Annotated in this window: 12 protein-coding genes; 8 read left to right on the top strand and 4 right to left on the bottom strand. The window is 66.3% G+C overall.

The features are described 5' to 3' along the window. Positions 1–5: 5 nt before the first annotated feature. Positions 6–1,244 (bottom strand): efflux RND transporter periplasmic adaptor subunit, encoded by a 1,239-nt coding sequence (locus tag BMZ02_RS00790; protein ID WP_091639083.1) that lies wholly within the window; start codon positions 1,242–1,244, stop codon positions 6–8. A gap of 202 nt (positions 1,245–1,446) precedes the next feature. Here BMZ02_RS00790 and BMZ02_RS00785 point away from each other — a divergent pair, with 202 nt between their 5' ends. From BMZ02_RS00785 to BMZ02_RS00760, 6 genes are all read left to right on the top strand, one after another. Beyond that, on the top strand, positions 1,447–3,135 hold the full coding sequence (locus BMZ02_RS00785; RefSeq protein ID WP_091639082.1) for a BCCT family transporter: 1,689 nt from the start codon (positions 1,447–1,449) through the stop codon (positions 3,133–3,135). A 96-nt stretch (positions 3,136–3,231) separates the two neighbouring features. Next, on the top strand, positions 3,232–5,112 hold the full coding sequence (locus BMZ02_RS00780) for a DUF294 nucleotidyltransferase-like domain-containing protein (protein ID WP_091639080.1): 1,881 nt from the start codon (positions 3,232–3,234) through the stop codon (positions 5,110–5,112). Between the two features lie 35 nt (positions 5,113–5,147). Continuing rightward, positions 5,148–5,897: a 3'-5' exonuclease gene (locus BMZ02_RS00775; protein ID WP_139209104.1), complete on the top strand. Its 750-nt coding sequence runs from the start codon at positions 5,148–5,150 to the stop codon at positions 5,895–5,897. A 29-nt stretch (positions 5,898–5,926) separates the two neighbouring features. Next, positions 5,927–6,553 carry a hypothetical protein gene (locus BMZ02_RS00770; RefSeq protein WP_091639077.1) on the top strand — a complete coding sequence of 209 codons (627 nt, stop codon included), beginning with the start codon at positions 5,927–5,929 and terminating at the stop codon, positions 6,551–6,553. Positions 6,554–6,641: 88 nt separating this feature from the next. Then, the gene (locus BMZ02_RS00765; protein ID WP_091639075.1) at positions 6,642–7,124 is read left to right on the top strand and encodes a universal stress protein; all 483 of its coding nucleotides are present in this window, start codon (positions 6,642–6,644) and stop codon (positions 7,122–7,124) included. Between the two features lie 184 nt (positions 7,125–7,308). Continuing rightward, positions 7,309–9,252 (top strand): methyl-accepting chemotaxis protein, encoded by a 1,944-nt coding sequence (locus tag BMZ02_RS00760; RefSeq protein ID WP_091639074.1) that lies wholly within the window; start codon positions 7,309–7,311, stop codon positions 9,250–9,252. Positions 9,253–9,262: 10 nt separating this feature from the next. On the opposite strand, the gene BMZ02_RS00755 is transcribed toward BMZ02_RS00760, so the two are convergent. The 3 genes from BMZ02_RS00755 to BMZ02_RS00745 all read right to left on the bottom strand — a co-directional run bounded on the left by BMZ02_RS00755 (position 9,263) and on the right by BMZ02_RS00745 (position 13,322). After that, positions 9,263–11,239 (bottom strand): 3-hydroxyacyl-CoA dehydrogenase NAD-binding domain-containing protein, encoded by a 1,977-nt coding sequence (locus tag BMZ02_RS00755; RefSeq protein WP_171909752.1) that lies wholly within the window; start codon positions 11,237–11,239, stop codon positions 9,263–9,265. 84 nt (positions 11,240–11,323) lie between these two features. Then, positions 11,324–11,770 carry a YtoQ family protein gene (locus tag BMZ02_RS00750; RefSeq protein ID WP_091639070.1) on the bottom strand — a complete coding sequence of 149 codons (447 nt, stop codon included), beginning with the start codon at positions 11,768–11,770 and terminating at the stop codon, positions 11,324–11,326. Between the two features lie 142 nt (positions 11,771–11,912). Then, positions 11,913–13,322, bottom strand: a complete 1,410-nt coding sequence (locus BMZ02_RS00745; RefSeq protein ID WP_091639068.1) for a nicotinate-nucleotide adenylyltransferase — start codon at positions 13,320–13,322, stop codon at positions 11,913–11,915. 160 nt (positions 13,323–13,482) lie between these two features. Between BMZ02_RS00745 and BMZ02_RS00740 the strand changes: the two genes are divergently transcribed. Beyond that, complete coding sequence (locus BMZ02_RS00740) at positions 13,483–13,974, top strand: Na+/H+ antiporter subunit E (RefSeq protein ID WP_091639066.1); 492 nt, start codon at positions 13,483–13,485, stop codon at positions 13,972–13,974. Next, positions 13,971–14,228 (top strand): MrpF/PhaF family protein, encoded by a 258-nt coding sequence (locus BMZ02_RS00735; RefSeq protein WP_091639065.1) that lies wholly within the window; start codon positions 13,971–13,973, stop codon positions 14,226–14,228. Before BMZ02_RS00740 ends, BMZ02_RS00735 begins: the two co-directional genes overlap by 4 nt. Positions 14,229–14,231: the final 3 nt, after the last annotated feature.

Genomic DNA, 14,231 nt, shown 5'->3' with positions numbered 1-14,231 from the left:
GCGGGCTATTGCTCCATCACCTGCACGCGCAGGCCATCCATGGCCTGCGGGATCTGGGTGGCGACAATGGCATCACCCGTCTCCAGCGCGGCCGCTCTCACCAGCACACCGCGGCGTCCATCCCGCAGCCGGGCCTGGCCCACGCGGGTGACATCCACCGCTTCCATGCGCCCGTCGCGCACGCGGTAGACGCGCCCGGCGTCGTAAAGCGCCTCAAACGGGAGCAGGACCGTTCCAGGTTCAGGGGGAAGCGTCATCTCCAGCGTTGCGAAGCGCCCGAGTACCAGCCCGTTACCACCCTCATCGACGCTGAACAGGGCATCGACGCCCCCCTGCCCCCGCTCGGCGCGCCCGGAGAAGCGCGACAGCGACACGGGGACCGTTTCACCGTCCACCGTCGCGCGCGCTTCAACGCCGGAACCCGCCAGCGCGAGCCGCAGGGGAGCCAGCACCTGCCGCGGCACGGTGGCACGCACCTCCAGCGCATCCGTGTCGTAAAGGGTGATCAGCGGCTCGCCCGGCCGCACCCGATCCCCCGGGGCAACAGCCACTTCCGCCACACGACCGGCAAAGGGCGCCCGCACCTCGGCGCGGCTGAGATCCAGCGCCGCCCGGTCCCGCATCGCCCGGGCCCGGTCGAGACCGGCATCCAGCCGGTCCAGCCGGTTCTCCGCGGTGTCCACCGCAAACTGGCGCTCGGCCACCGCCAGGCGCTGGCGCTTGAGTTGCTGCTCCGCCTGCTCGAGCTGGGAGGGCGATGCATACTGATCGCGGGAGAGATCACGCAGACGCTCGACCTCGCGCTCCAGCAGCGTTTCCAGCTCCTGCTCCAGGACCAGATCCTGGCCATCGGACTCGATGCGCCGCTGCTCCGTGCGTCGCTGACTCTGCAGGTCCGCGACCTCGGCTTCCTGTTGCGCCAGCGCGAACCGGAGCTCCCGGTCATCGATGCGCACAAGCGCTCCGCCCTCCTCGACCCGGTCCCCCTCCCGCGCCTGCAATTCGGCCACATCCCCTTCCACGGCGGCCGTCAGCCCGGCCGTACGGGGCGACTCCAGGAATCCCTGCAGCCGTACCAGCGGACGGTGGGCAGCCACCTCCGCGGTCACGGTGGCAACAGGCCAGGCCCGCTCCTCGGCGGGCTCGGCGGGCACATCCGGGCTGGTCATGACCAGCAGCACGGCAACCCCCACGGCACCCGCGAGAATGAAAACCGGCAATAACCAGCGGAACAATCGGATCATGGGTTGCTTCCCATCGAAATCAGCACATCACTGTGGGCGTAAACGCGGGGAATCCCGTTACCGATTCCCGCACGCCGCTCCCTCCCGGCATCAGGGCGTGTTGCCGAACCGGACCGGTTTGACCACACCGCCACGATGAATCAAAGTAAAAAAGGGTGTCGATAATGCAAGTGTTTCTTACAACGAATCAATCGCGTTTCCCATGGGTCGGCGACGCGGACTCATCGGAAGCACGGATACAACCTCTGGGGAGTACGTCGTGACTGATCCGAATCAGAATCCTGACGACTATAACCCGGTTGTGGAAACAGACTACGAGGTCGGACAGGATAACGTCCGCCCCCTCGGCCTGGAACTTCACAACCCGGTGTTCTTCATAACCGCCGTCGGCATCGTTCTGGCGGTTGCATTCGCAATGATCTTTCCGGAACGGGCGGATGACGCGCTTTCCGGTCTCCGGGGCTATCTCGAGAGCACGTTCGACTGGGTGTACATGGGTGCCGCCAATCTGTTCGTGCTCTTCTGCCTGATTCTTCTGGTATCCCCCATGGGCCGCATCCGCCTCGGCGGCGAGTCCGCCAAGCCGGAGTTCACCCGGCTCGCCTGGTTCGGCATGCTGTTCGCCGCGGGCATGGGCATCGGGCTGATGTTCTTCGGGGTTCTTGAGCCCTTCTACCATTACGCCAGTGCGGCCGGCCTCGGCGACGTGGGGGGCGAAGATTCCCCGCTGGGCATTACGGCTGAAGGTAGCGAAGGCAAAGCCATTGCCATGGCTGCAACCATATTCCACTGGGGAGTTCACCCGTGGGCCATCTATGCGGTCGTCGCCGGTTCGCTCGCGTTCTTCAGTTTCAACTACGGCCTGCCGCTGACCATCCGCTCCGCCTTCTTCCCGATCTTCGGCGACCGGGTGTGGGGCTGGTTCGGCCACGTTATCGACATCCTGGCGGTGTTTGCCACCATGTTCGGCCTTGCCACCTCCCTCGGCCTGGGCGCGGAACAGGCAGCCACCGGCATGGCCCACGTGTGGGGCGTACCGGAGGGTAACGCCACGGTCGTCACCCTGATCCTGGTGATCACGGCCATTGCACTGGTCTCCATCCTGCTGGGCATTCATGGCGGTGTGCGCCGGCTCAGCGCCCTCAACATGATCATGTTCGCCCTTCTGGGCGCATTCGTACTGATCGCCGGATCGACGATCAGCATATTGTGGGGAAGCGTTACGAGCGCCGGTCATTACGTGGCCAACCTGGTCCAGCTGAGTAACTGGGTCGGTCGTGAGGATACGGACTTCATGCACGGCTGGACCGTGTTCTACTGGGCATGGTGGATCTCCTGGGCCCCGTTCGTCGGCATGTTCATTGCCCGGGTCTCCTATGGCCGGACGGTACGCGAGTTCATTTTCTGCGTCCTGATCATTCCGGTGCTCGCCACCATCCTCTGGATGAACATCATGGGTGGCCTCGCCATTGATCAGTTCCTGGCAGGCATTGAAAGCGTCTCCACGCACATTCTGATGTGGGACAACTATGACGATACGATGCCACTGTTCGGGTTCCTGGAAGCGTTACCCTTAACGGCACTGACATCATCGGTAGCGATTCTGCTGGTGGTCATCTTCTTCGTGACCTCCTCGGACTCCGGGTCGCTGGTGATTGACACCATCAGCGCTGGCGGCAAGACCGATGCTCCGGTGGTGCAGCGTTCTTTCTGGGCCATCTTCGAGGGCCTGGTGGCAATCGCGCTGCTCCTCAGCGGCGGCATCGCGGCGTTGCAGGCGGGCGCCATTGCGCTTGGCTTCCCGTTCGCCATCGTGCTGCTGCTCATGGCGGGCTGTACGCTGTACGCCATGTGGAAGGAGGCGCCGAACTACCGGCCAGGCACGGCCTGAGGCCTCTTCCCTAAAGCACCGGAAAAGCCCCGCGCCGCGGGGCTTTTTTTATGGTAGGTTCCCGCCATCACCAGTACGCACGAACGGGACCACGGAATGACACTCCCAGACGCCGGTCTGACGGACCATCAACGGATTGCCGCAGCCAGCATGTGGCAGACCCTCGAGCCCGAGACCATCGAGGCAATGCTGTCGGCCGGCGAGGACGTGCGACTGGGTGCGGGGCGCTACCTGTTCCGCTCCGGCGACGCCTACCGGAAGTGCATCTACATCCACCTGGAAGGCACGCTGGAACAGACCTCGGCGAGCGGCGACGTGCGTACCGCCGAACCGGGCGACGTCATTGGCCTGGCCAGCTACCTGGACGGCGACAACTACCGCTCCACCGCTCACGCCGTGTCCGACTGCCGGCTGCTGGCGCTGCCCGGCGCCACGGTACAGCGCCTGGAGCAGGAGTCCGGGCCGTTCTTCGAAGCCATCAACCGCGCCCTGGCCTCGCGCATGCGCAAGGCGCGGCAGGTCCGGGAGACCGTGCGCGGCACCCTGGCCCGCCCCGTGCGGCAGTTCATGAGCAGCGGGCTCCCCACCTGCGGCAACGCCGACACGGTGGGTGACGCCGCACGCATGCTGGCCGACCGTGAGATCGGTAGTCTGGGCCTCGTTGATGAGGCCGGTCGCCTCACGGGCATGCTGACACCCACGCGGCTTCTCATGGCGCTGATCAATGGCGAAGCGTCCCCCACTGACAGCGTCCACGCCATTGAGGCGGACAACGCGTTCTCGGTGACTCCCGAGACCCCGTTGTGGCAGGTGGAGGAGATCCAGCGCCGGCATCGCGTCCGCGACGTGATCGTGGTGGATCACGACAACGTCCCGGTGGGCCTCATGTCCGAGACGGGACTGATCCAGGCGCTGGCGAAGCCCCCCTACACGCTGGACAGCGAGCTCAAGACCGCACCGGACGTCGAGACGCTGGTCACCCTGCGACGCAAGATCCACGTTGCCGCGGCGGCCGTCCACGCGGCACATCGCAGCGCGGGCACCGCGGTCCGTGCGCTCACGGAAATGCACCTGGCGCTGCAGCACCGGCTGGTGGAGCTCGTCATCGCCAGCATGGTTCAGGACGGACATGGCCGCCCGCCGGCGCGGTTTGCGGTGATGGTCATGGGCTCCGGTGGGCGTGGAGAAATGCTCCTGCGGCCGGACCAGGACAACGGCCTCATCATCGACGACCGGGTCGATGACGCGGGACTGGACTGGTTCCGTGAGTTCTCGGAGCGCCTCAACCCCGCTCTGGACCAGGTCGGCTACCGCCTCTGCCCCGGGGACGTCATGGCCCGCAACCCGGACTACCGGCGCACCCTCGGCGACTGGAAAGACAAGCTCACCAACCTGGTGGAAAATCCCGGCCGGCGCGAGGCGCGCCTGGCCAACATCATGCTCGACTTCACCACCCTCTACGGCGACGACAGCCTCACCTCGCGCCTGCGTGCCCACCTGAATCAGCAGCTGGTGGATGACCGGGGCAAGATGCTGTTCCGCATGATGGTCAGCGACGATGCCAAGATCGCCCAGCCCCTGAGCTTCTTCAACCGCCTGGTGACCACCAGCCACCGCGGCAGCCAGGTGATCGACATCAAGCGCACCGGGCTGCGCATCATCGTCGATGCCATGCGCGTATTCGCGCTCAAGGAGTCCATCAGTCGCTGCAAGACGCTCGAGCGGCTGGCCTCCCTGCGGCGGCTCGGCGTGTTCGACCCCGACTTCGCCGAGAGCATGCGTATCGCCTTCGAGGAACTGCAGGATCTGCTGCTGACCCACCAGCTCGACCAGATCGAGCGTGGCGAAACGCCGGATCCGCTGCTGCGCATGGAACGCCTGTCCAGTCACGACCGTGAGCGGCTGCGCGTCTCCCTGCGCGCGACCCGGCGCATGCGCGAACGCCTGCAGTACACCTTCGGCGTGGTCATGAACTAGTGTCATTCCGGCAGCTCAAGCAGGAACTGCACGCCTTGTCGGAGCTCGTTGGCGCGCGGTTGCGGCGATCGTTTCACCACCCGCTGTCACCACGACGCCGGGCATCGAGAGGCTGCTGCCTAGGCTTCGATCGGGCCGCGCTGCTCGCCACCCCCGTCAACGACGCACGGATCGTGGTGCTGGATACGGAAACCACCGGCATGCAACCCTACGCGGGTGACGGGCTGGTGGAGATCGCCCTGATCGAGTACCGCGGTCTGGTTCCCACGGGGCGGGAGTTCTGTTCGCTGATCCACCCGGGCCGCCCGATTCCCCCCGAGACCACGGCCATCCACGGCCTCGGCGACGCGGATGTGGTGGACGCCCCCTCTCTGGAGCGGGTTCTCGACGATGTCGTGGAGTTCCTGGACGGCGCACTGCTGGTCGGCCACCACATCGGCTTCGATCTGCGCTTTCTCAATCGGGCCACCCTGCGCCACCTCCACTGCCAGCTACCGTTCCCCGCCCTTAACACCATGGTGCTGTTCCAGGCCTGGACGGGGCGCCACAGCGTATTCTCCCTGGACGACGTTGCCGACGCCTGCGGCATCACCGTTACCGATCGGCACAACGCCCGCGGCGATGCGCTGGTCTGTGGCGAGATCTTCCGCGTGCTGGCCACATCCCTGACCGCCCCGGACGCCACCGTGGCCGACCTGCTTGCGATCAGCCCGCCGGATCCGGAATATGGGCCGCACTACAGTCGCCCCAGTGCCCGCCGCGAGGGCGGCGGCGGAACGGGCTGACCGACGGAACGGAGCCAGGAGAGACCACGTTGCGACGAACACTGCTTGTTGCCGAGGGCACACTTGACCGCCCCCTCGTCAATGTTGCCACCACTGCTGCCGGCTTCAGCGTCACGCTGCTGCTGGGATTCGGCATTCTGCACCTGGGGCTGCCGGGGTGGGTCACGCTGCTGGCTCTTGCTGCACTGCTCATCGGCGTGGCGTGGCTCAAGGGCCGCTACGGTGCCCCGCGTTCATTCCGCGTGGAAAAGCCGGCCGTCGGTGGCGCATTGCGCATCACCGGCCGGTTCGACAACGGGGAGCTGCCCCACAACGCACCGGCGGAACTGCTTCACGCCCGCCGGGAGGGCGACAGCCTGCTCTTCCTGACCCGGCACGCCGACAGCGAACGCACGTTCCACATCCGCAAGCCGGCGTTCTCCCAGCCGGCCATGGACGCACTGCAAACGCTGATGGACGAGATGCCCGAGGCCACGCCGGACGCACTGGAGACCCGCTACAAGAAGGGGCACAACGGCATCAAGGCGTACGATGCCCGCAAGCTGCTCCTGCTACGCTTCACCCAGAAGCCCGGCCACGTCCCGGTCACGCTGGTCATCGTGAGTGTGACGCTGCTGTTCTGGCTGGCCGTTCTCGCTGTTGCCGCGCCCGCTTGAACCATCCGCCGGGCGGTTGACACAGATCAATGGACGGGCGGCGGCGCCGTCCTATGCTGGTCCGAAGCTGAACAGGAGGGACCAGCCCATGATCAACCGTATTCTCGTTGCGATCGACGGCTCCGAACACGCGGACAAGGCCGTTGCCATGGCCGCGGCGCTTGCACACCGTTTCGATGCGGACCTCGCCATCGTGCACGCACTGCTGCGCGGCCACATCCCGCCGGCCATCGCCGAACTGTCATCCGAGCCCATCCCCTCCGTCCCGCCGATGACCATGGGCGGTGCCTCGGTGGACTACCAGGTGCCGGTGGCGGCGCTGGAGGAGATCGCCGGCAAACTCCTGGAGCAGGCGAAGGCCACCGCCACTGCGGCCGGCGTGAAGAACGTCGAAACGTCCTACCACGAAGGCGACCCGGCGCGGGTTCTTCTTGAGGCGGCCAAAGCCCACAACGCCGACATGATCGTCATGGGGTCCCGCGGCCTCGGCAACCTCAGCGGTCTGCTGCTGGGGAGCGTCTCGCACAAGGTCCAGCAACTGTTCGACGGCAGCGTTCTCACCGTCAAGTGAAGCGACAGGGTCCATCCCTCTCCCGGATGGACCCACTCCTCTCCCCCTTCGTGAAGCGCTTCACAAATCGAACGTTTACGCATGACTGACCCGTCAAGTTTTCCCCTCTGACGCCGTTTCTCCTCTGCACAGAATCATAAATAACGCCGTTCGCAACCGCCGCGGCGCCACTAGGGGTGCAATTATGAAACGGGTATCGACGGGTGGGCTGGCTGACAGCCTGGGATTCGCAGGACGGCTGACGGTCATGATCGTATCGCTGGTGCTGGTGTCGATCCTGCTGATCAGCAGTCTGGTCTATGTGCAGTACCGGGACTCGCAGACCGAGGCGGCACTGAACGACCTCTACGGGACGGGTGACGCCTACACGCGGGCGTTTTCGGACTGGCTGACCGCGCGGCAGGACGAGATGCGCTATCTCGCCAGCCTGAATGCCGCCGAAGAACTGGACGCCGATGCCCTCAACCATCTGCTGGAGCGCATCGCCGATGCCCGGGGGTATTACGACACCATCTTCGTGGTGGGCGAGGATGGCCGCGGCATCGCCGGCGTCGCCCATGACGGCGAAGCGAGGGTTCTCTCCGCAGAAGAGGCCCACGACTTCGACGTGGCCGACCGCGCCTGGTTCCAGACCGCCATTAGCGGTGAGGACGTCTTCTCCAATCCGCTGGTCTCCCGGGCCACGGGCAATCGCGTCAGCAACGTGGTCATTCCCATCCGCGACAACGGTCAGGTAATCGCCGTCATGCGCGGGGCCGTCCAGCTCGACACCATTGTCGAGCAGGTGGAGTACATGGCGGACGACCAGTCATTCGAGGTCTACCTGGTGGACGGCGACGGTGAAGCCGTGACCGACGCCGCGTCCGTCGACGGCGTCGGCTCAAACGTCAATACCGAGGCGGCGCGAGGGGTTGTTGCCGGCGAGAGCGGTGTCGGGGTCTATGCCAACGCCGCCGGTGAACAGGTGGCGGGCAGCTACAATCCCATTCCCCTCCTTGACTGGGGCCTTGTCATGGAGATTCCGGAAGCCGAGGCACTGGCCGAGGTGCGGCGCATCTTCTGGATCGTTTCCGCCATTGCCACGGTGATCCTGCTCATCTCCATCCTGGCGAGTCTTGGTATCGTCCGCTCCATCACCCGCCCCCTGGGCGGCGAACCGAAGTACGCCGCCGAGGCGGTTCACCGGGTCGCGGACGGCGACATGGCCACACCCATCCAGCTGCGGGCCGGTGACACCGACAGCCTGCTGGCGTCCATCGCCAACATGCAGGAAAACCTCCGGACCATGATCCGCGAGATGTCCAGCTACGCCGACGAAGTGGCCTCCGCCGCCACCGAGCTGACGCAGGTGAACCAGGAGACGGACAAGGGCATCCAGCAGCAGCGGGACCAGCTCTCCAGCGCGGCAACGGCCATGAACGAGATGACCGCAACCGTGGAGGAAGTGGCCAGAAACAGCCAGTCCGCCGCCGACGGTGCCAACAACACGTCCAGCGAGGCGCAGGATGGCCGCGAAGTGGTCACGAAGACCATGTCGGCCATGAGCACCCTGTCGGAGCAGATCGGCGAGACCGCCGACGTGATGGCCACGCTGAAGCAGGAGAGCGACAACGTGGGCACGGTGCTGCAGGTAATCGAGGACGTGGCCGAACAGACCAACCTCCTGGCCCTCAACGCCGCCATCGAGGCGGCCCGAGCCGGCGAGCACGGTCGCGGCTTCGCGGTGGTGGCCGACGAGGTGCGCTCCCTGGCAACCCGGACCAAGGACTCCACCAACGAGATCCAGAGCATCATCGAGCAGGTCCAGGTCAGTGCGGGCCGGGCCGAGCAGTCCATGCAACAGAGCCGGGATCATGCCGCGGAGAGCGTGGGTCAGGCCGAGCACGCCGGCGAGTCACTGGAGCGCATCACCGGTGCGGTGGCCAACATCAACGAGATGATCCAGCAGATCGCCAGTGCCGCCGAGGAGCAGAGCGCCACGGCCAAGGAGATCAACGAGAACATCCACAACATCACCCAGGTGGCGGACGACAATGCCCGCAGCGTGGTGCAGTCCACCGAGGCGAGCGAGTCCATGGCGCAGCTGGCCGAGAAGCTGCGGCAGATCACCCACCAGTTCCGGCTCTGAGCCGGAACCGCTACAACGTATTGCGGCGTTTGCGGGGCGTGTACAGCAGGGTGTCCATGCCCCACTCTCGCCGCAGTGTCAGCGGGCCGCCGGTATAGGCCGGAAAACCGGCTCCGAACAGGGCGGCAACATCCACCATGTCGTCGTCGGCCACCAGCCCCTCCTCGCTGCAGCGGGCCGCTTCCTCGACGATGGGGTTGACCAGTTTGCGGGCCAGGCTCGGAAACTCCTGCTCGCCGCCCGGCGGCACGCTCGCGGTGACACGGCGGCCGTGCTTCCAGTCGTGGAAACCCTTGCCGGACGCCATCCCCGTGTGGCCGGCATCCACCAGCTCGCGCAGCTTGTCCGGGACGGTGCGACCCAGCGCCTCGGCCATGGCCACACAGACGTCCAGGCCGAGAGCGTCGGCCATTTCCAGAGGGCCGATCGGCATGCCGAAATCAAGCGCAGCACCGTCGATGACCTCCCGGCGCGCACGCTCGTAGATCTCGGCGGCCTTGAGCATGTACGGCAGCTTCAACCGGTTGATGATAAACCCCGGCGCGCTGCGCACCCGCAGCGCCAGCTTGTCCATGGCGGCGGCCAGGGCCTGTGTGCGGGCCAGTGCAGCCTCGGCCGTGCCGGCGCCACTCACCACCTCGACCATGGTCATGCGCTCCACCGGATGAAAGCAGTGAAAGCCGGTCAGGCGCTCGGGGTTGCGCATCGCCGACGCCAGATCATCAATCATCAGCGTGGTGCTGGTTGTCGCAATCACTGCATCCGGCGCCAGCACCTCCTCCAGCGCCGCATACAGGACCCGTTTGGCCTCGGCATCCTCGTCGATGGCCTCGATCACCACATCCGCTTCAGCGATGGTGTCCGCGGCGGACGCCACATGGAGACGCCCCCGCGCCTCCTCCACCAACGCCGCATCCGCAAGCCGCTGCTGGAAGATCGTCCCGGCCCGCCGATGCAAGCCATCCAGCGCGGCCGGGTCCTCTTCATGCACCGTGACCTGCCGGCCGTGCGCCGCCAGGACGGCAGCGAGCCCGGCGCCGATGGCACCACAACCGATCACGTGAACGACCTGCGGCACGGCCACGTCAAGCTCGCGCGCCTCCCGCCGCAGCCGGTCCTGGAGCAGGTAGGTACGAACCAGGTTCAGGGCGCTGGGTTTGCGGATCAGCTCCAGCAGCGACTCTCGCTCTGCCCGAAAGCGCTCGCGCAGGCGTCGGCCCGCCGCCCGGCGCCACAGCCGGAGGATGGCATAGGTGGCGGGGAAGTTCTCCGGGCGCGCCTGTCGCTGCAACTGGGCGTCGAGATAGCGATAGGTCACCCAGCGGGCCGGCGCGAGGCGCACCAGCTGCGACCAGATGCGCGGCCGGTGGCGGCCAGGATCGCGCGCGATGAAATCCAGGGCGGTGTCTGCAAGCGATTCCGCCGGCACGGCGGCATCAATGAGGCCAAGCTGCTTCGCTGCGGCGGCATCCAGGGAGCGCCCGGAGGTCATCAGCTCCAGGGCCCGCCAGGAGCCAACCACCGAAGGCAGACGGGCGGTCGCCCCGTAACAGGGGTGAAGGCCGAGACGCACGTCGGGCAATCCGAGGCTGGTTGTCGCCCCCTGGTCGGCAACGCGGTACCGGCACCCCAGGGCCAGCTCCAGCCCGCTCCCCAGGCAGTGGCCGTGAATGGCGGCCACCGTAGGCACCTTCAGCCCGTACAGGCGGCTGGTCACGGCCTGCCCGAGATCGATCAGCGACGCCACCCGCTCCAGGTCACCCATGGCGGCGAGCTCATCGTTGCTGGCTCCGGCCACGAAACCGGCCGGCTTGGCCGAGCGCAGTACCACCCCGCGCAGACCGGACCAGGCGGCGATGTCGTCCAGCAGTTCGGCAAGTTCGGCCAGAACGGCCATGTGAACGGTATTGGTGGCGGCCCCGGCAACGTCCAGCGTAAGCCAGGCGATACCGTCAGCGTCGTAGTCTACGCGGCAGTGTTCGGTCACGGGCGCCTCTCGAGCGGGATGGATGGCGGACTCGCCCATGCTACCGCGAATCGTCCGCCATCCAAGGCACCAGCCGCCCTGCCGTTACTTCTTGGTGATGACGTAGCGCAGGATCTCGACGATCTGCTCCGGCGTCTGCGCCCAGGCCATGGCGGATGCATCCACTTCTTTCAGGGGGTGGATGATCTCCTCCGCGTGCAGGGTGATGTAGGGCTTGCCCAGCGCGGCGCAGAAGCCGGCATCGAACGCCGCGTTCCACTGCTTGTACTTGTCGCCGAAGCGCACCACCACGAGATCGGCGTCCTGGATCAGGGTCTGGGTACGGATGGCATTCACCTTGGCGGACTTGTGATCGCGCCAGAAGCCGCTGGACTCTTCACCCAGCACATCGCCAGCGGCGTCGCTGGCGTCATGGTCGGTCACGGCGGAGGTGAACCGCACGGGCAGGTCCATGGCGCGGGCACCCGCTTGGATCTGTTCGCGCCAGTCGGTATGAATCTCACCGGAGAGATAGACGGTCCAGGTGGTCATTGCTTAACTCCTCAGGCATTGGTCCGGCGCGCCGTGGCGCCTGCGATGATGCCGGGACACTACCACGCGGGCGCCGCGGGCGTCAGGGCCGACGCGTGGGCGGCGGGGAAAAGCTGCCGTGACCGGGCGTTGAAAATGCGCCCTACTCGCTGTCGAAGCCGAGCAGCCGCCGCTTGCGGATCGTCTCTGCCACCGGCTCCGGCACAGCCTGCTCCCAGTCGCCGCGATCGGCGCGCAGGTCGGCAAGGACGTCGGCGGCGTCGATATGCAGGTGGCTTTCATCGCAGGGCTCGATGGCGCGCAGCTTGCCGTTGTCCACCAGGTGGGCAAGGAGATGCCGGAGGTGATCGGGCACCTGGACGTTGTGCAACGTGGTGGTCTCCGCCTCGCCCTGGCGCCGCGACGGGTAGACGTACACCTGGGTATTGTCCGGGAACAGCTTGCCGAACGCCTCCAGAATCCCGCCCTCGACGCCGTCGTAGTACTTCTCGTCGAACAGGGTGGTGAAATCGCGCACGCTGAGCACGATGCCGATGGGCTTGCGGGTGTAGCGGCGCAGGTAGGCGCGCAGACGAAAGAACCGCACGTAGTCGGAGACCATCACGGTATACCCCAGCGACGCCAGCAGGTCGGCCCGGTCCAGGAAGTCGGCGTCATTGGCGATCTCGCCACCGGTGGGCGAGCTCATGGTGACCTCGGCAAGAGAGACCATGCTGTCGTCCTCCACGGACTCCAGCTTGCGGAAGTGCTGCTGACCGGACTGCATCATGTCTGCGTTGACGCGGGTCACCGGCTTGAACAGGCCGCGGATCACCAGCACCGACTGCCGGAAGAACAGTTCGCCGGGCACCTGCACCTGCCCCTCCGGGTTAATGATCACCGCACGCGTGAGCCAGCTGCGGATCAGGTGCAGGTTCATGCGGCGGTTGTCCACGTCCTCGAAGTAGGGGCCGGAGAAATGGATCAGGTCCACCTCGATCCGGTCCGAGCCCAGCTCGTCGCTCAGGCTTTCGACAATCCACTCCGGGCGATTGTGGTAGAAGTACGCCCCGTAGATGAGGTTGACCCCGAGAATGCCCAGCGCCTCGGCCTGCTGCGCGTTGTCCTGGTCAAGCATGCGCACGTGCAGCACGATGTCGCTCGGCTCGGCACCCGGGTGGAGCTGAGCGCGGATGCCGATCCACCCGTGACACTCGTTCTGCTGCTTGAAGCTGCGCGCGGTGACCGTGGCGGCGTAGGCGAAGAAGGCGGTGTTTCGCGGCCGCACACCGGTCAGCCGATTCACCACCTGCTGGTACTCCTTGTCCAGCATCTGTTCCAGCCGGGCGCGGCTGACGTAACGGTCCACATTGCCGTAGATGTCATCGCTCACGGCCATGTCGTAGGCGGACATGGTCTTGGCGATGGTGCCGGCCGCCGCCCCGACATTGAAGAAGCGCCGCGCCACCTCCTGTCCGGCCCCGATCTCGACAATGGAGCCGTACTTGAACTTGTCGAGGTTGATGGTCAGCGCTTTCTGATCGGTGGTCAGCGATGCGTCGCGGGCTGTCATGGCGAACCGTCCTTGCTGGCGTCGATGCGCCGCATCATAGCGTGCGCGTGCCGACGACGAAACACACTCCCCTGCCCGCCACGGTTGCCGGCACCGGGCCGCGACTGGTAAAACGCTGTGTGCTGAACGAATCCATCAAATCACCGGCGGGTAACGATCTGTGATCAATCGGGCCAACCGCATCCGCTGGGCCGTGCTGGTTGCCGCGTGTCTGTTCCTCTTCTGGCTGCTGCTGAGCGGGGGTGACGGCGCCGCCTATGCGGCGGTGGCCGCGGTGGTCGGCGGGCTGGTCAGCGCCTGGCTGGCGCCGGGCACACTGCACCGCCCCCGTCCGCTGGCCGTGGGACGGTTTCTGGCCCTGTTCGTGCGCCAGTCCCTGGTGGGCGGTGCCGACGTGGCCTGGCGGGCTCTGCATCCACGCATGCCGCTGGAGCCCTCCTGGGCGGAATACCCCGTCAGCCTCCGCACGCCCGCGGGCCAGGCGCTGTTCATGATCACCGTCAGCCTGACGCCGGGGACGCTGTGCGCGGATGTCCGCAACGGCGTGATGCGGGTGCACAGCCTGACGCCGGACAGGGATGCCGGGCTACCCGGTGTGGAGCGGGCTGTCGCCGCCATTTTCGGTGAGGAATCGGCCCAGGTGCCCGAATGACCGCGTTTCTGACCCTGACCGTCATTATCCTGCTCGCCCTGTTCGTGCTCGGGCTGGCCCGTATCTACATCGGCCCGACCCAGGCGGACCGGATCCTGGCCGTCCAGCTCTCGGGGACCACCACGGTGGCCATTCTCATCGTGCTCTCCCATCTGCTGGCCATGACCGCCCTGCTCCACGCGGCGCTGCTGTTCGTGCTGTTCGCAGCCCTCATTGCGGTGGCCTTCGTCCGTCACCCCCGGAGCGAGCGCTGAATC

The organism is Aquisalimonas asiatica, assembly GCF_900110585.1.
Lineage (GTDB): Bacteria > Pseudomonadota > Gammaproteobacteria > Nitrococcales > Aquisalimonadaceae > Aquisalimonas > Aquisalimonas asiatica.
This window is presented reverse-complemented; position numbering and strand designations above follow the sequence as displayed.

Coding starts and splice junctions, on each gene's coding strand:
- BMZ02_RS00790 (WP_091639083.1), bottom strand. CDS start 1,244: ATGATCCGATTGTTCCGCTGGTTATTGCCGGTTTTCATTCTCGCGGGT.
- BMZ02_RS00785 (WP_091639082.1), top strand. CDS start 1,447: ATGGGTCGGCGACGCGGACTCATCGGAAGCACGGATACAACCTCTGGG.
- BMZ02_RS00780 (WP_091639080.1), top strand. CDS start 3,232: ATGACACTCCCAGACGCCGGTCTGACGGACCATCAACGGATTGCCGCA.
- BMZ02_RS00765 (WP_091639075.1), top strand. CDS start 6,642: ATGATCAACCGTATTCTCGTTGCGATCGACGGCTCCGAACACGCGGAC.
- BMZ02_RS00760 (WP_091639074.1), top strand. CDS start 7,309: ATGAAACGGGTATCGACGGGTGGGCTGGCTGACAGCCTGGGATTCGCA.
- BMZ02_RS00750 (WP_091639070.1), bottom strand. CDS start 11,770: ATGACCACCTGGACCGTCTATCTCTCCGGTGAGATTCATACCGACTGG.
- BMZ02_RS00745 (WP_091639068.1), bottom strand. CDS start 13,322: ATGACAGCCCGCGACGCATCGCTGACCACCGATCAGAAAGCGCTGACC.
- BMZ02_RS00735 (WP_091639065.1), top strand. CDS start 13,971: ATGACCGCGTTTCTGACCCTGACCGTCATTATCCTGCTCGCCCTGTTC.